This is a genomic window from Sapientia aquatica, from assembly GCF_004358105.1.
Taxonomy (GTDB): domain Bacteria; phylum Pseudomonadota; class Gammaproteobacteria; order Burkholderiales; family Burkholderiaceae_D; genus Solimicrobium; species Solimicrobium aquaticum.
The window spans coordinates 67,623-83,495 of the sequence record NZ_SMYL01000003.1; the positions used below are offsets into that span (position 1 = coordinate 67,623).

A 15,873-nucleotide genomic window follows, 5' to 3' on the forward strand; every position below is an offset into this window, starting at 1 on the left:
GGATTTTAGTACTTAATCGAAACTTTGCGTCACAATTAGTATATTCACGCTAGCTATTTTGTTTCTATCGCCTAATCTGAAATAGTCAACCACTTTAAAAACTTACGCCGTCACTAGCTAAATGTTTGGTCGATCCACGTTAGTTCAATTGATACCGCTGGGATAGGTTCATGAAAAAAATTATTGCACGACTGCTTAATCTGCCCATTTGGAACCCCAGCATCAAGGTGATGCAAGGGATTTACTTCCCAACTAAATCTCTGTTAATCGCAGTTGCTTTCATTCTTCCACTTATTTGGTTACTGACGATATTTTTTAGCTCGAAGTGCCAAGACCTCAATACAGTTCAACAAGAGTTGAATGGAGTACGGTATGCAACCGTAATCTATCCAGCCCTTGATTCAGCCGGCATTTGGCGCTACCAAGCCCGAAATGCAGCGTTAGGTGAAACAGATGCTCAAGTCGCGGAAGCCCGACAAAATTTTGAAAAAAAATTCAAAACTCTTGAAGATGTCGATGCCGAATTAGGTAATTTAATTGGCACCACTCAGAGGCTAAATGACGTCCGAGCGGCATTAAAATCCGCACAATCAGCGCAAGGAAATCCTAACGAAATATTTGCAACGATGACCAATCTCACTACCAGTCTACTGGCGGTATTAGATCAATGCATTGATGGATCAGGGTTAATACTTGACCCAGAGCTGCCTTCATACTACCTGGTTAGCGCTACATTGATGCACGACTCGGAGATTATTCGAAGCACAGCCGAGCTGCGGGGATTAGGATATGCTGCAATTAAACTTGAACAACTAACGCCTGATATCTCAGCACGAATCCAACAGCGTCTGGCTGTCATCGACAATGAGCAAGCGCTTGCGATACACGACTTAAACAAAGTACAAAAGGCCGAACCAGCATATTCGAATGCACTAGCGTTCTCCGCAGCAGAGAGTACTAAAAATTTTGAAGGCCTTGTTCGTACAACATTCCCAATCGGTGTAGCCGACATTAAAGGAGATAGGAAGACTTATTTAGACAACGCGAACCAGGCTATGCACGCCCAATTTGCACAGGTTTCAACTAATCTTGGTGTACTAGAAAAAATGTTAAGCGAGCGTCGCGCCGGCATCATGCAAGATCTTTGGAAAACAGTTTTGATTGTTTTGATTGGACTATTTTTCGCCTTCTATCTATTCATTGGCTTCTATTGTTCAATGATGGCTGCACTAAAAAATCTACGCCAACATCTCATTCGTATTTCGATGGGGGATTTAAGAGCGGACATTGGGATTATTGGGAATGACGAAATATCTTCACTATTAAAAGAAGTAGGGAAAATGCAGAGATCGCTTGGAGAAACGGTCAAGCAAGTTCAAGAAGCCAGTGACATGATCGTTCATTCAAGCTTGGAAATGGCGCAAGGCACTCAAGATCTATCAGCCCGCACGGAGGCAGCCGCGGCTGCGCTAGAAGAAACCGCCGCATCATTAGAGGAAACGACCTCTACAGTTCAAATCACAGCGGACTCAGTCAAACAAGCCTCCGAAATCGCAGTTGAAAATGCACAAACTGCCGAACGGGGTGGCTCTGTGATGCTGGATGTAATAGAAACTATGGAAGGGATTCAAGTTTCGTCTCAAAAGATTAGCGACATTATCGGCGTAATTGATGGGATCGCTTTCCAAACTAATATTTTGGCATTAAATGCGGCGGTTGAAGCTGCGCGCGCGGGGGAGCAAGGTCGCGGATTCGCAGTCGTGGCTACTGAAGTTAGAGCTCTCGCGGGGCGAAGCGCAGATGCCGCAAAGGAGATCAAATTACTCATCACAAGCAGCACCGACCAAATCAAATCAGGTACAGGAATTGTGAGAAAGGCGGGCGACGCAATGAGAGAGATTGTAGAAAACGCGGAAAAAATTAAACATCTCCTCGATGATGTCGCCAACGGCGCAAGAGAACAAAGCATGGGTATCAACCAAATCGGTAATGCGGTACAAGAATTGGACCAAAATACTCAAGCAAATGCGACCTTAGTCGAACAGACTGCAGAAGTCGCGACAGCACAATGCCAAATGGCAGTGCGTATGGCGGCTCATGTAGATGAATTCCGTATAACTGGGGCAGCTAAAGCGGGAGCAATCGTTGAGGGGATTGATGTTGATTCAATCATTGATGCGCACCGCCAATGGAAGGTGAAACTGCGCGATGCGATTGAAAATAATGAGACAGTTGATGCAAAAACGTTAGCTCGTGATAACTGTTGTGCACTTGGAAAATGGATTTATTCGGACGGACAGCGTTTTGGCGAGCGCGGATTATTTCAAGAACTCGTTGTTAAACACGCGAATTTTCACCATGTGGCGGGCCAAGTAGGTGAGCTAATTAACGATAAAAAATACGCTCAGGCAGAAGATGCTCTTGATTCCGGGACATCCTTTTCAAGAGCTACGAGCGAAGTAGTGCTCGTACTCTCAACTGCTAAGCGCCTCGGATTTACCTAATATCTGTCCATACAGCATCTGGTTGAGGTCATTTTTTTACAACATCAAAACCCGCTTTTTCCCAAGCGACCATCCCGCCAGTTACGCTGGTAGCTTGGGGGAAACCAGCTTCTCTTAGTGCCTTTACAGCCACTTGGGAACGTTTTCCGGAATGGCAAATGACCACGATAGGTTGATCTTTGAATTTGGCAATTTCATTCATACGGGCGCCTAACCGATCCAATGGAATTAGCGTCGAACGAGGCGCATGAATTTCGTCGTATTCAGATTGCTCCCTAACATCCAAGAATAACGTCCCCTTAACAACCATTTTGTTTGCCTGAGCTACTTCAATCACTGCAGTTGAACCTAACTCTGCGGCATTGAGCATCGATGCCGAAAAAATCGCTACTAGGATTGCAATAAATACGAATTTAATTTTCATGAAAATATTTTTCTAAAGAATAAAGTAAATAAATGACTACAAGGCTAACAGCGGCTGCAGGCTAAATCTTGATTGGGACAAATCACTATTCCACAACAGGATTAGAAAACTCATTGAATGCGGCCAATGCATTCGCAGAATACATCAACGAAGGTCCACCTCCCATATAAACCGCCATCCCTAACGCTTCTTCTAGCTCGATTTTAGTCACGCCAAGTCCGACTAACGCCTTTACATGGAAGCCAATGCACGCATCACAATGGGCGGCAACACCCAATGTAAGTGCAATAAGTTCTTTCGTTTTTTTATCCAGCGCGCCATCCGCCGTCGCAGCCCGCGCCATTTCACTAAAGCCCTTCATGACATCGGGAATATCCTTGCGCAGCTCGGCGAGATTTTTTGATACTGATTGAGTTAATTCTTGATAATTAGGAATAGCTGTTGACATAATTTATTTACTCACAGTGTGGATTTAAATTGGAAGTTATAAGTAAAGGAAATATTTTATTCAGACTTTACTTGGCAAACGTTTTACTGATCCGACCTCATTCAAATGCGATAATTTCGGGCTTTACGACAGCTCTTCCCGACTCTACCCACGCATCAATGCCGCCAGCGATTGAACTAACTTTGAGATATCCCATTTCCTGTAACGCTAATGCACAGAGTGCTGCGCGGCCGCCAGATTTGCAATACAAAACAATATTGAGATCACGCGTGCCGAATTCTGGTGTGGCACTAAGTTTAAATTCAAGCAAGCCGCGTGGAATATGAACAGCACCAGCTATATGGCCGTTAAGAAATTCATCTTTTTCGCGAACATCAATCAAAATGTCGGCTCTGAGGATGTCTGATTGCGCTAAATCGAGTGGGATTTCTTGGATATGAGATTTGGCAGCGGTTACAAGATCGTGGGCAGTTTTCATATAGGGCTTATGTAAGTTGAGGTTGAATGAATTAACATCTGTTTTTGGATATATCAAAAAATGATCCAGTCTTGATATTCAATTTGGTATATCCGCCATATCAGTAAGGATTAGATTACATCGCTAGATCAATATTACTTTTATCGGAAACGCGCGCTAAAAATATATCGCGCGTAGCACCTGAAAACCAAGGATGCCAAAGCCGTTGTTCAAGCACAGAACTGAGAAATCTCGCCTGCTTTGTGTGTCCGCTGAATAGCAGCACTTCGGACGGTAAAGTGAAAATCTTCTGATTTACACTATTCCATAAGTGGTCCGCAGAGATTGGCCGGGGCTGATGCGGACAACTATCAACCGTTAATACATCGCCACAAAATAATCGATCTCGCCACAAAAAACTTCGACAATTTAAGGTGTGACCTGGCGTTTTTATGATCCTAAGATGTTCATCACCAAAAGTTAGCAAGTCAGTGTCCAGCCGATTCAATCTTTGACCGCCGCCGTCACCAACAGACCCGTATGCAGCTAACACTGCCGAGTTGACAGAGGGTTCATTATGTGATGACTCGTCCTCTAGCAGTCCATGATCATGGCTAAATAGAATCGCGCTCAAGCGGAGTCGTTGATCTTTCAGAATCGCGCGTGTCACGGCCACATCATCAATCCGTGGATCAATTAACACCGCTTCATTACGTGTGGCATCACCAAGTAAGTAGCTGGTGAAGCCACTTGCTTGGTTATGAAGGACTCGAAAATACATAGTATCTACAGAAAAAGTTTTAGTAGCCCGGCAACTAATAATCCCACCAAGCAAGCCCAAAACGAAAGTAGCCAACGCGCCACTATATTCTTTGGTACAAAACCAACACCATAAACAAATCCTGCGCTCATCGACCAAAAAACCAGCGTCGCCAATCCATGATCGACCTTACCCGATGTCGTCATCAACAACGGCGGATAAGCGGTGCCACCGACCATAATACTTAGCGCAATTAGCAAGCACAGGATCTGCATACCAAGCGCGCCACGGCTTGTTGACTGGGCTTTCATAATCCAGCATCGTCCTGATGACCATCACGTCGAGCCGCTTCGTTTTCGCCCCACATGGCGTTCAATACAGCAAGCAGCAGTGCAAAACCGACACCTAAAATCCAAGCGAAATACCACATATTTTTACTCCTTCTGCGTACCGTTAATAAGCACTGTGCTCGTTAGCTTTAATCTGCTCGATAGTGACCTTGCCACGCATAACGCGATAAGCCCATGATGTATAGAAAATAATTAGCGGCATAAAGATCAACGTCGCCCAAAACATGATACCCAAGGTAAGGTGACTCGATACGCTATCCCACACCGTCAAACTGGCATTTGGCATGCTAGAGGACGGCATTAAAAATGGGAACATTGACGCGCCAGCTGTACCGATAACACCCAACAAAGCGAGCGATGATGTGACGAATCCGATTAATGCCCGACGCGCCAACAGCAAAACAGTCGTCAATAATGCGCCTGCAATGGCTAATAGAGGCAAAATCCACAACAACGGCTGCAAGCGATAATTGTTCATCCATGCGCCCGATTCATGGACTACGGTTTTACTCATTGGGTCCGACAATGCCGCAGTATCGATCAAAGAGCTGATACGATACCCAGGAATAACTTGCAACCAAACACCCGCAGCAATGAACGCAACGATCATTATCACGGCTGCCCCAATGGCACCCTTGATCGCACGTTGTTGAACCGCGCCCTCAGTGCGGTGCGCCAAATAGGTACCGCCCTGCATTGTGATCATCGCACTGCTTACAACACCAGCAAGCAGGGCAAACGGATTAAGTAATTGCCAGAATGTTCCTGTGTAGGTCGAAGCCATGTAATTATCGAATTGAAACGGAACACCTTCCAATAAATTACCGAAAGCCACACCAAAAATAAATGGAGGAACCGCACCACCAACAAATAGGCCCCAATCCCACACGCTACGCCAAGTTGGATTATGGATTTTGCTACGATAGTCAAATCCGACCGGCCGTAAAAATAACGCCCACAAAACGGCCAATAATGCCCAATAAAATCCACTAAATGCGGTGGCATATACCAACGGCCACGCGGCAAAAATCGCACCGCCACCAGTAATAAACCAAACTTGGTTTCCTTCCCAATGCGGGCCCACTGTGTTGAGCACGACCCGGCGTTCTAAATCGGTTTTACCCACGAAAGGTAACAAAGTCCCCACGCCCATATCGTGTCCATCCATGATCGCAAAGCCGATCAATAAGACACCGACTAATACCCACCAAATAATCTTAAGTGTTGGATAGTCAATCATTTTGCCGCTCCTAAAAGATTGTCTGCACCATGTGTTGTTTCAAACTGATATCGCCCTGTTCCCAAACTACCCGGTCCTTGGCGTGCAAACTTCACCATCAAATACATTTCCACGATCAATAACACGGTGTAAAAGGTGACGAATCCGGCAAGCGATCCATACAAACTATTGACGCTCAATGTGGATACACTTAAATGCGTTGGTAACACACCATAAATCGTCCAAGGCTGACGACCATACTCGGCCACAAACCAACCTAATTCGCAGGCAATCCACGGCGCCGGTAGCATCCAAAGCGCCCATTTGAGCAACCAAGGACTTTTTTCTTTGCTGGCTTTAATCGTGCTAAAAAAGGCAATTCCAAATAGAGCCAACATCGCAAAGCCAAGACCAACCATAATTCGGAAGCCCCAGAACATTGGTGTCACACGCGGTATCGTGTCATTCACGGCGCGGTCAATTAATTCTGGCGTTACTTGATCCATGTCACTGACATACCTTTTGAGAAGCAAACCAAAACCAAGATCGTTTTTGTTGACATTGAATATGGCTAACGCTTGCTCGTCATGGCGATTTTTTCTCAATGCTTCCAGAGCTTTAACCGCGACGATACCGCGCAGCACCCGTTCATGATTTTTGATTTTAATGTCGTGGATGCCGGGAATCTGTTTGCTTACCGAGCGCGTTCCGATCAGACCCATTACCCAAGGGACTTCCACTTCCCAGTTATTTTTTTGTTCGGCTTCGTTAATATCGGCAATCAGTGTTAATCCAGCCGGTGCTGGCTTGGTTTCCCACATCGCTTCGATCGCGGCCATTTTGGTTTGCTGCGCTTCACCGACGGTGTAACCGGATTCGTCACCAAGCACGATCACACTCAACGCAGACGCTAGGCCAAACGCCGCAGCAACGCCGAAACTGCGCTTCGCAAATTCAACATCGCGCTTGCGCAATAAATACCAACTCGAAATCGATAAAACAAACATCGAGCCAGTCAAGTAACCTGCGGAGACAGTATGCACAAACTTAGCTTGTGCATCAGGGTTAAAAACAACCGCCCAAAAATCGACCATCTCCATACGCATGGTGAGATAACTAAACTCAGAGCCAACCGGGTTCTGCATCCAACCATTAGCAATCAAAATCCATAACGCTGATAAGTTAGTTCCAACGGCCATTAACATAGTAACCAACAGATGTTTTGGTTTGCTTAAGCGACTCCAACCAAAAAAGAACAATCCAATTAAGGTAGATTCTAAAAAGAACGCCATCAGGCCTTCAATCGCAAGCGGTGCGCCAAAAATATCACCGACATAATGCGAGTAATAGGCCCAGTTAGTTCCAAACTGAAATTCCAGCGTGATACCAGTAGTGACGCCTAAGGCAAAGTTAATACCGAATAATTTCCCCCAAAATTGGGTCATATCGCGCCAAATTACTTTGCCCGTCATTACATAGACGCTTTCCATGATCAGCAGCAGCCAAACCATGCCAATCGTAAGAGGGACAAACAGGAAATGGTATAAGGCAGTAGCGGCAAACTGTAGCCGCGAAAGATCAACCAATTGTTCTGAAATCACTTCGATACTCCTTGAGAATTTGCGGGGACACCAATGTGTGTAGCCATGAAATCAGCATTAACCACAACGCTACTATCACGAATAAAAAACCACCATAAACCCACCAACACAATGAGCTTAATTAGCACGGCGATGGCTAAATGGAGAAAAAGGGAACGAGGTTTATGGGTCATGACTTTTCTGATTGCATGTTTCATGCCAAGGGACGCCTGAAAGAAAAGTGATTTAAATTCAGTTACCTAGAAGAAATTTGAAACGAGTTACGCCAACTTCATGGAATGTTCTATGCCAAATTGGCAGAAGCTGCCATAATGGCAGTCAGTAAATCGTGTCATATCTTAGTTGGATACTTACTTATGTCCCATGCTATACCCGAACTCATCTCCTATCTAGAAGAATTAGCCGAGCCGCATATCCTGTTCGACGATCAGTACCGAATCATCGCCGCCAATGCCGCCTACCAGCGTCAGTTTGGGCAGCACTTCTCCGTAATCGGACGAACATGCTATGACGTTTCACATCACTTTAGCGCGCCTTGCGATCAATCAGGGGAAGTTTGCCCTATAGCACAAGCCCGCAGCTCAGGCCACCGCGAGCGAGTCTTGCATGTGCATCACACGCCAAAAGGCGAAAGCTACGTAAATATTGAGTTAGTTCCAATTAAAAATGAGCAAGGTCAGCAGGTCTATTTTGTCGAAAAAATGGAACCGCTGCGAGTTAAGCAAGGTAACCATTTGCGCCAAGGGTTGATTGGACGTTCACCTGATTTTTTACATATGCTTGAAATGGTGGCGCGAGTTGGTCCATCGACTGCCAACGTTTTATTGCTTGGAGAATCCGGCACCGGAAAAGAACTAGTAGCACAAGCGCTGCACGACGCCAGCGAAAGGGCTAAAGCACCTTTTGTGGTAGTGGAATGCGCCAGTCTGACCGAGACATTATTTGAGAGTGAATTATTTGGTCACGAACGTGGAGCATTCACTGGTGCCAATGCAACCCGAATTGGACTGGTTGAATCAGCCAGCGGCGGAACACTATTTTTAGACGAGGTTGGCGATATTCCACTGCCAATGCAAGTGAAATTATTGCGTATGTTAGAGAGCGGCACCTACCGCCGCGTCGGCAGTACTGAGCTACGCCGTACCGATGTGCGCTTTGTATCGGCAACCCATCGCGATTTACAAGCCATGGTCGCAGATGGCTTATTTCGCGAAGATCTGTATTACCGACTATGTACATTCCCAATTCAACTCCCGCCTCTCCGGCATCGAGCAGAGGATATAAAGCTGCTTGCAATTGCTTTACTTGAGAGGGTCGCGCCACAGCGACAATTAACTTTATCCGACGAAGCCCTACAGTATTTAAGTGCCTATTCCTTTCCTGGTAACGTCAGAGAATTACGCAATATCATGGAGCGCGCAGCACTGCTTTGCGACGGCCTATTAATCGAGCGATCTCATGTTGAGCGTTCTGTAGCGTCTAACCCAATCAAACGAATACAAACACTGACCTCACCGTCACCGAGCGACACGGAAGATAGATCCTTGCGCGAAATCGAACGTAATGAGTTACGCACTCAACTTGAAACTCACACCGGAAGCCGAGCCGAATTAGCAAAAAAATTAGGAATTAGTGAACGGTCTCTGTATCGGAAATTGCGGGCACTAGATAAATAAAATCACCCCTATTTAGGATGGAAATCTGATCAGATAAATATCCTCCTCTCGGCCACTACAGCATAAAGAGTAATGTGTGCCAAAAATAACTTCGATGAAATTCGAAATATAACTCAGCTTTTAAATGTGATTAATCAATCTAAGCTTAGACTGATTATTTTGTGCTGAGGCTTTGTACAACAAAATCAACGCTATGATTTTATCGACCCGACTGCGGTTACATCGCTGGCATTCATCCGCACTAACTTCCCCAACCCCCAAAAGCAATGAGTTTCCCCAGTTTTGGTAGAATGAATTTCCTTAATTTTCTTGAGTGCTCCATTCCTATGAACTCTATTCATTACGGTTTTCTTAGCCCTAAAGCAGCTTGTAAGGGCATGAACAGGCATCATCCTGCCAATCAGTTTGTGCAACGCACCAAAACATTGCTGGCAAGCGTACTCATTACAGTTAGTACCGTAGTTCCAGCGCAAGAGCAAAATACAGATCAAACGCCCCTTCCGGTAGCTCTGGTTAATCAACTCAATAAACTCTCTAGTGGCCCGCATGATGGATTTCGGGCTAACCACGCTAAAGGCGTAATGGTAACCGGCACATTTACACCTGCTGCTAGCGCCTCATCTATTAGCCGCGCACCGCATTTCTTGCACCCAGTACCTGTCACGGTGAGGTTCTCCAACGGTACTGGTGTGCCTACCTTGCCGGATGCATCGCCCAAAGCCAGCCCGCATGGAATGGCAATTCGATTTGACCTAGGAGATGGGGCTTCGACCGATATTGTCAGTATTTCAGCAAGCGCTTTTCCTGTAGCGACTCCCGAAGACTTCTTGGCCATGTTGACCGCTGTTGGGGCTAGTGGTACTGACGCGGCGAAGCCAACTCCCATCGAGAAGTTCTTGGCTAGCCATCCAGCTGCGTTGAAATTTGTAACAACTCCACGCCCAGCGCCAGAAAGTTTTGCGACGCTACCTTTTTATGGGATCAACGCATTTAAATTTACTAACAGCAAAGGAGAAAGTAATTTCATTCGCTACCGCATCGTTCCCGCAGCAGGTATGCATTCATTGACGGATGAAGCAAGCGCCAAAATGAGCCCAAATTATCTGATGGAAGAATTGCCGTCTCGAATTAACATCGCACCAGTAAGCTTCACCGTATTTGCTCAGCTTGCAAACGCCAATGACAACATTGTCGATCCAACCGTATCTTGGTCGGAGTCTAACCCTTTAGTCCAACTTGGGACCATCACGCTAACTAAGGCCATTACTGATCAGGTTCCTGAGCAGCGAAAAATTCTCTTTAATCCTGTTTCTTTGCCCGATGGAATTGAACCCTCAGCCGACCCAATTCTCGCTATACGTTTCCCAACCTATGCCGTAAGTTATGGGCAACGTGCTCAGTGAACAGACTGACCCATCTGTGTCTGCCCCCCACTTCTCTCTTATCGAGATTTGGGGGGTGAGTTGGTGTATTCTGTGAAGAACGGAGCGCTCCTATCGGCACGATTCACGTCAAATTCAAGGAGCTGCCATCAGTCAACTTAACGCGTCGATCCGACTAATACTGACTTCAAAATAATTACAAATCTAAATCTGAAATATCTGCGCAGTTCACAAACAATGTGTCCGATCAAGATCTAAATGTGAACTATAGTTTAAAAAGGATGCTGGTTGAATGTGGGAATTTTGGCCTAGAAGCGGAAAGTGGACTTTAATATGAAAAAATTAACTCAGTCGAAAGAAGATAAGATTGCTTTGATTGAATTAGCGGCGTTTCTTAATCAATCCAGAGATTTGCTAGTTGATCTGTCGAGTTTATTGCAAGATGTGCTCTGCGAGCTGGATTCAGATGAGAAGTTGCGCGCTGAAAACTTATCTTCAGAACTCGTTAAGAAGCTGCGTTAAAGTTTAGGCCGGAAAACCCCGGACGAAATCTAATGTGTGTGACAGGGAACAAATTTATTATCTTATTTTTTGCGCCTACCAAGCACAACTAGGAAGAAATTCAACAACCCTTATTCGATTTTGCTCGGCCAAAGCCCTAAGAAGCGGTGTCATTTTTCGAATAATCCAACATTTTTAGCACTTACGAAATCGAGTAGCGAACTATAGGAAATTTTGCAGATCCATTGGCCGATAGAATGATGCAACAATAACCGACATAGCCGTCTTCACCTTTCCTCATGCGTGCAACTAATTAATTTTGCCAATTATTGATTTACCTCTTCAACGGCAAATTGTTCACAGGCTTGCATGATGCTAGTAAGGTCACCCAGCAAATTTTCTTCTTGCATAAAAAATACCTTATCAAGGAGCCAATCAGGAATGACCTCCAACTTATTAGTGTCTTTTACCCACCTATTTTGGTCATTTTTTATATAACTATGAATATGACGACCGCCCTTCATGGCATCAATGTAATTAGTTTTGATAACATTTGATCGGACAAAAAAATAATAGTAATGGAACTCACCCGCAACCAGAGATTGAATAATTGCGGACAATGTTTCATCTAAGATTCGCCCAAATTTCTGGGAGTATTCGATTTCAACGGCGATTTTAAAAATATTTTTATGAATCCAGAGTGCATCTGGAATTTTCGTTCCCTTAACGTGTCGGGTCGCCATTTGGGCTTGGGACAGGTATTTAACTCCAAATTTCTGGATTGCTAATAAGCTCAATTTTTGAACAGAGAAATCGTGCTCAAATTTTGTCTGGCTAATTTTTTGAGGTGATAAATATTTATTATAGTCAATAAAATTGGGGGAATAGGAAGTTGCCAAATCCAACCCTGCTTGAGAAAGTGTGTAAAAGAATCTCGGCCAGCCAGATACTGTTTTATTTTCAATCAATAATCCTTTTTTTATCATCTGTTTTGGCAACGAATTGTTCTGCTGATGTGCCACATTCTTAATTATCTCCGCACTTACCACCCCATGGCAAAGTGCCCATTTACAAACTCTGAGTAATTTTTTCCTATGTCTTTCAACCGGCGACTCAGCATTCAAGTATTTTTTTGCAATTGGCATGCGCTTTTTTGTAATCGGTATCATTATTTTCCATTCTAAAAAATATTAGTTTATAAAATTGAGATTTGAAATAGTTTGTTGATTTCATCCGTCTATAGGACTAGTCGAAAGTTAATGCTACTTTCCAACTAGTCCGTAAATTTCTACTCAAGATTTTTCTTGCCTAGCGCATTTTTCATTTTGGAAATGTGAGCTTGGGCAACTGCCTTAGATGTTGGTGAATCAGCGCTCAGTTTTCCAATTTGCTGCTTCATCTCTGCGTCGCGTTGATCCTTTGACATTGCCACATCGATTGCCTTTATAACTGCGGACACGTAGGGAGCTAAATGTCCTGCTGCTGGGGTAAGTGAAGCAGCGACACCTTCAACCCGCGCAACTCCAAATTTGGCGATGAGGCTTTTAAGTCTCGCGATATCACCGTCGGTCCAAATTTCGACACCGTGCTCAATAGTCTCATCGCCGCGACGTCGGCGTGATTGAGTCAAATGGCTATAAGGTGTAGCAGCATTTTGGAGATTTCCATCCTGCTGCTTCTCTTTTTCTATACCCTTACAGTTCATTGAATACCTTACCGTCCGATTGTTCGAGTCTCGCGGTTGTCGACTATCGGCATCACCGACAGGCGGAAAACCAGCAACTCGGCTTTGCTCCTTTCGTTTTTTTGTCAATGATTGTTCAATTGCCCAAAGTTTAGGATCAGCCAAAACCCACCTAGTCCCAACTACATGCCCGGCTCGATAACACTTGGAATCCCGCGCATTTAACGCCGCAGCCTCCTTATCCGAAAGTCGAATCGGTTCAACCCTCAAACCTCCCACGCCTTCCAATTCTTTTCGGTAGGTCGACAGCAAGTGCTTCCCCGTTTTTGTAAACTCAGCTATGTGGGATGGACGAGCTCCCCAATTATCTGGTAGGTCCATAATCAAAACAAACAAACCTTTGGCTCCCAGAGAAATGCGATCATCGCGCAAAACGGCGCGAATATTTCGCATGCGGTGCATGGCCTTTTTGGGTAGCTCAATTACAAGTGGAATATGTGCTTGTTCGCTCATGATTCTCTCTCTCTCAATTTTGCCTTCGCAGGTTCATGCTTTCGAGGGCGGCCCGTTTTCCGTTTTAAACCGCATTGATCGTTTGAGGCGATTGGTAATCTTTTTGTGGTTGAGCATTGGCGTTGATCGGATATCCAACGCTCGACCTCTGCTTTATCGTAAAGCCAATTCCTTCCTATTTTTACCCCGCATTGGGGCAATTTTTGTGGATTTCGGCATCGCCACGACCTGATAGTGGCGACCTTTAATTGCATTCTTGTTGCTAGCCCCTCATCGTTGAGGTCCGGTTGATCTGGTTGATTCGCGACAAGCCCAGTAGTAACTGATTTAGTCGAAATTAAATGGCGCATTTGCATTCCTCTAAAATGGAAAAATGCAGGTTTTTTTTTAGGTTTTCAGGCTGTCAAAATGCGAGCAAGTTGACTGTAGTGGCTCCTGCCGCCGCTTCGCGCCTTAGCGCAGAACGACAGGGATAGGGGAAAGACGAGGGGAAAGAGAGATATGAGAAATGCCGCCAAGGGCAGAGAACAAAACTTCACGAGCAATGAATGCTCTGGAAAACGACAACTTTATTGCAAATTTAAATTTACTACATATAAAACGAAAAGTTTGCCTTATCGAAAAACTGAGCAAATCGGAAATTTCGTAAAAACTATTCAGGCGAATTTCACTCTTTTTTTGGGCAACCAGTGAATCCTGACCCAAGCAAAATATTGACCATCCCAAAGTGACCGACATCAGCAATACAAATACGCCGCAAAGGCCATCAATTTTAAACGCCCATAAGGCAAACATGATTGATGCAAACAAGATTGTTCGCCCAACTTTTTGATGTCGATCACCAGCTTCTATACACGCGTTCTTTCCACCACTTAGAAGACGAGCGAACCACTGCGCGAAGGTTTCAAACCTCGCTGGCATGCGTGAATTCACTAAATTTTTACCTGATATTTTCATGATTAAAAGGTAGCACGATTGCAGTGAATATATGTGAATTTATCGTGAACACATGGAATATTGTTGCTAAAAATCAACATATTTCGTAATTGTTGGATTAAATAATCGAATTACGGTTACTGAATATTGCCTAATTGGGAAAAGCTGCCATTTTTTCTGCAAGTTTTGACGCTTGTAAATGTGTATACCTTTTGAGCATTTGAAGCGTTTTATGGCCAGATACAGCAGCAAGTTCCAAAACATTAAAATCTCCGCGCTCAGCAAGCCGGGAAATCGCTTCATGTCGTAAATCATGAAAAGTATAATTACTAATCCCAGCGCGATCGCAAGCATATTGAAACGCCCTATACAGAGTTTGCCGCTCGACCTTCAAGACTAAACCATCACTTTTTATACCCGTCGATAAAGCATTTAATGTATCCAAAGCAAGCGGCGAAAGAGGAACCGCTCGGGGTTCCTCATTCTTAAGTTTTTTTGAATCCAACAGCATTGCAATGCTATGTTTTTTATTGATGTCACTCCAACTCAAGCTTAAAAGTTCACCTTGCCGCATTGAAGTCTCTAGCGCCAACGAAACTGCTGGCCATAACCAAAGGTTTCTAGAGTTTTTGCATTCGGTTTCCAATTTAGCCCACTCTTCATTTGTTAATCGCCTATCCCGCCCAGATGGCTCAGATGGCTTCCGAATTTTATCAACCGGATTTCCCCTCGGTAAGGTAATTCCTTTCTCATTCTGAGCAAAACCAAGCAATTTACTTATCATGTAAAGTTCTTTTCGAACTGTACCCTCATTCACCTTAACTCTGGTTGAACTACCTCTAAGACGTAGGTCACGATAACTGGCAATTAATTTCTGATCGATCGCTGCTAAGCTATATTTACCTAGTACCTCATTTATTCTGTCTAGCTGGAAACGCCAAGCCTCTTTATTGTCTGGCCTTGAACGATAATGAAGAGGAGCAAAATCAATTTTAAAATCTTCAATTACGTTACCCAGTGTGATATGTTCTGATGCATTTGAAGACTGAAACATGCCCCGCCGCATATCGGCTTCAACCGACCTCCCCCAATCCTGCGCTTCAGTCTTTGTACGAAAAGTACGACTTTCATCCGGATAACCTTTTTTCCGCACAATTGCTTGCCAATAGCCGCTTGCACGTTGTCGAACTGTCGCCATAATTATCCCCAAGTGTGACCGTTTTGTGCCCAAAAATGAAAAAATCTTTCAAAACTATGCCACAACCCATATTTTAAGCCAACTAATTTACTAAATTAACGCGCCTGGAAAGCGTGTGTAGGTTCATAGCCTACCGGGGGTTCGAATCCCCCTTTCTCCGCCACGAACAACGTTGAAACCCGCACGGCTTATGGCTTTGCGGGTTTTTTTCTTTTTCGGA

17 protein-coding genes are annotated in these 15,873 nt (G+C 44.6%); 4 read left to right on the forward strand and 13 right to left on the reverse strand.

Annotated features, from left to right (window positions below; translation table 11 throughout):
- Positions 1-170: 170 nt before the first annotated feature.
- Positions 171-2,504: a methyl-accepting chemotaxis protein gene (locus E2I14_RS08070; protein WP_133327287.1), complete on the forward strand. Its 2,334-nt coding sequence runs from the start codon at positions 171-173 to the stop codon at positions 2,502-2,504.
- A gap of 28 nt (positions 2,505-2,532) precedes the next feature.
- On the opposite strand, the gene E2I14_RS08075 is transcribed toward E2I14_RS08070, so the two are convergent.
- The 9 genes from E2I14_RS08075 to cydP form a co-directional block, all read right to left on the reverse strand.
- Entirely contained in the window at positions 2,533-2,928 is a 396-nt protein-coding gene (locus E2I14_RS08075) for a rhodanese-like domain-containing protein (RefSeq protein WP_133327289.1), read from the reverse strand.
- Positions 2,929-3,013: 85 nt separating this feature from the next.
- Entirely contained in the window at positions 3,014-3,376 is a 363-nt protein-coding gene (locus tag E2I14_RS08080; protein ID WP_133327291.1) for a carboxymuconolactone decarboxylase family protein, read from the reverse strand.
- 97 nt (positions 3,377-3,473) lie between these two features.
- On the reverse strand, positions 3,474-3,854 hold the full coding sequence (locus E2I14_RS08085; RefSeq protein WP_133327293.1) for a rhodanese-like domain-containing protein: 381 nt from the start codon (positions 3,852-3,854) through the stop codon (positions 3,474-3,476).
- A gap of 115 nt (positions 3,855-3,969) precedes the next feature.
- On the reverse strand, positions 3,970-4,614 hold the full coding sequence (locus tag E2I14_RS08090; protein ID WP_133327295.1) for an MBL fold metallo-hydrolase: 645 nt from the start codon (positions 4,612-4,614) through the stop codon (positions 3,970-3,972).
- Positions 4,615-4,619: 5 nt separating this feature from the next.
- Positions 4,620-4,904, reverse strand: coding sequence for a cyd operon YbgE family protein (locus tag E2I14_RS08095; RefSeq protein ID WP_227544660.1), 285 nt, complete (start codon positions 4,902-4,904; stop codon positions 4,620-4,622).
- Positions 4,901-5,023, reverse strand: coding sequence for a cytochrome bd-I oxidase subunit CydX (gene cydX / locus E2I14_RS08100; protein ID WP_133327297.1), 123 nt, complete (start codon positions 5,021-5,023; stop codon positions 4,901-4,903). The genes E2I14_RS08095 and cydX overlap by 4 nt, the downstream gene beginning before the upstream one ends.
- A 23-nt stretch (positions 5,024-5,046) precedes the next feature.
- Complete coding sequence (gene cydB, locus E2I14_RS08105; RefSeq protein ID WP_133327299.1) at positions 5,047-6,183, reverse strand: cytochrome d ubiquinol oxidase subunit II; 1,137 nt, start codon at positions 6,181-6,183, stop codon at positions 5,047-5,049.
- On the reverse strand, positions 6,180-7,763 hold the full coding sequence (locus E2I14_RS08110) for a cytochrome ubiquinol oxidase subunit I (protein ID WP_133327301.1): 1,584 nt from the start codon (positions 7,761-7,763) through the stop codon (positions 6,180-6,182). Before E2I14_RS08110 ends, cydB begins: the two co-directional genes overlap by 4 nt.
- Complete coding sequence (gene cydP / locus E2I14_RS19965) at positions 7,760-7,960, reverse strand: cytochrome oxidase putative small subunit CydP (protein ID WP_133327303.1); 201 nt, start codon at positions 7,958-7,960, stop codon at positions 7,760-7,762. Before cydP ends, E2I14_RS08110 begins: the two co-directional genes overlap by 4 nt.
- Positions 7,961-8,119: 159 nt before the next feature.
- Here cydP and E2I14_RS08120 point away from each other — a divergent pair, with 159 nt between their 5' ends.
- The 3 genes from E2I14_RS08120 to E2I14_RS08130 all read left to right on the forward strand — a co-directional run bounded on the left by E2I14_RS08120 (position 8,120) and on the right by E2I14_RS08130 (position 11,343).
- A complete protein-coding gene (locus E2I14_RS08120) occupies positions 8,120-9,439 on the forward strand; it encodes a sigma-54 interaction domain-containing protein (RefSeq protein ID WP_133327305.1) in 1,320 nt (439 codons plus the stop codon).
- Between the two features lie 377 nt (positions 9,440-9,816).
- Positions 9,817-10,842 carry a catalase family peroxidase gene (locus E2I14_RS08125; protein ID WP_165967793.1) on the forward strand — a complete coding sequence of 342 codons (1,026 nt, stop codon included), beginning with the start codon at positions 9,817-9,819 and terminating at the stop codon, positions 10,840-10,842.
- A gap of 312 nt (positions 10,843-11,154) precedes the next feature.
- Complete coding sequence (locus E2I14_RS08130; RefSeq protein ID WP_133327309.1) at positions 11,155-11,343, forward strand: hypothetical protein; 189 nt, start codon at positions 11,155-11,157, stop codon at positions 11,341-11,343.
- 305 nt (positions 11,344-11,648) lie between these two features.
- Here the strand turns inward: E2I14_RS08130 and E2I14_RS08135 are convergent, their stop codons facing one another.
- From E2I14_RS08135 to E2I14_RS08155, 4 genes are all read right to left on the reverse strand, one after another.
- On the reverse strand, positions 11,649-12,491 hold the full coding sequence (locus E2I14_RS08135) for a hypothetical protein (protein WP_133327311.1): 843 nt from the start codon (positions 12,489-12,491) through the stop codon (positions 11,649-11,651).
- A gap of 119 nt (positions 12,492-12,610) precedes the next feature.
- Positions 12,611-13,519 (reverse strand): hypothetical protein, encoded by a 909-nt coding sequence (locus E2I14_RS08140; protein WP_133327313.1) that lies wholly within the window; start codon positions 13,517-13,519, stop codon positions 12,611-12,613.
- A gap of 453 nt (positions 13,520-13,972) precedes the next feature.
- Positions 13,973-14,476: a hypothetical protein gene (locus E2I14_RS08150; protein WP_133327317.1), complete on the reverse strand. Its 504-nt coding sequence runs from the start codon at positions 14,474-14,476 to the stop codon at positions 13,973-13,975.
- Positions 14,477-14,606: 130 nt separating this feature from the next.
- On the reverse strand, positions 14,607-15,653 hold the full coding sequence (locus tag E2I14_RS08155; RefSeq protein WP_133327319.1) for a site-specific integrase: 1,047 nt from the start codon (positions 15,651-15,653) through the stop codon (positions 14,607-14,609).
- Positions 15,654-15,873: the final 220 nt, after the last annotated feature.

What these genes read in the sequence shown, in the direction of transcription:
- E2I14_RS08070 (WP_133327287.1), top strand. Translation starts at nt 171, where the DNA reads ATGAAAAAAATTATTGCACGACTGCTTAATCTGCCCATTTGGAACCCC.
- E2I14_RS08075 (WP_133327289.1), bottom strand. Translation starts at nt 2,928, where the DNA reads ATGAAAATTAAATTCGTATTTATTGCAATCCTAGTAGCGATTTTTTCG.
- E2I14_RS08080 (WP_133327291.1), bottom strand. Translation starts at nt 3,376, where the DNA reads ATGTCAACAGCTATTCCTAATTATCAAGAATTAACTCAATCAGTATCA.
- E2I14_RS08085 (WP_133327293.1), bottom strand. Translation starts at nt 3,854, where the DNA reads ATGAAAACTGCCCACGATCTTGTAACCGCTGCCAAATCTCATATCCAA.
- E2I14_RS08090 (WP_133327295.1), bottom strand. Translation starts at nt 4,614, where the DNA reads ATGTATTTTCGAGTCCTTCATAACCAAGCAAGTGGCTTCACCAGCTAC.
- E2I14_RS08095 (WP_227544660.1), bottom strand. Translation starts at nt 4,904, where the DNA reads ATGAAAGCCCAGTCAACAAGCCGTGGCGCGCTTGGTATGCAGATCCTG.
- cydX (WP_133327297.1), bottom strand. Translation starts at nt 5,023, where the DNA reads ATGTGGTATTTCGCTTGGATTTTAGGTGTCGGTTTTGCACTGCTGCTT.
- cydB (WP_133327299.1), bottom strand. Translation starts at nt 6,183, where the DNA reads ATGATTGACTATCCAACACTTAAGATTATTTGGTGGGTATTAGTCGGT.
- cydP (WP_133327303.1), bottom strand. Translation starts at nt 7,960, where the DNA reads ATGAAACATGCAATCAGAAAAGTCATGACCCATAAACCTCGTTCCCTT.
- E2I14_RS08120 (WP_133327305.1), top strand. Translation starts at nt 8,120, where the DNA reads ATGTCCCATGCTATACCCGAACTCATCTCCTATCTAGAAGAATTAGCC.
- E2I14_RS08125 (WP_165967793.1), top strand. Translation starts at nt 9,817, where the DNA reads ATGAACAGGCATCATCCTGCCAATCAGTTTGTGCAACGCACCAAAACA.
- E2I14_RS08130 (WP_133327309.1), top strand. Translation starts at nt 11,155, where the DNA reads ATGAAAAAATTAACTCAGTCGAAAGAAGATAAGATTGCTTTGATTGAA.
- E2I14_RS08135 (WP_133327311.1), bottom strand. Translation starts at nt 12,491, where the DNA reads ATGATACCGATTACAAAAAAGCGCATGCCAATTGCAAAAAAATACTTG.
- E2I14_RS08140 (WP_133327313.1), bottom strand. Translation starts at nt 13,519, where the DNA reads ATGAGCGAACAAGCACATATTCCACTTGTAATTGAGCTACCCAAAAAG.
- E2I14_RS08150 (WP_133327317.1), bottom strand. Translation starts at nt 14,476, where the DNA reads ATGAAAATATCAGGTAAAAATTTAGTGAATTCACGCATGCCAGCGAGG.
- E2I14_RS08155 (WP_133327319.1), bottom strand. Translation starts at nt 15,653, where the DNA reads ATGGCGACAGTTCGACAACGTGCAAGCGGCTATTGGCAAGCAATTGTG.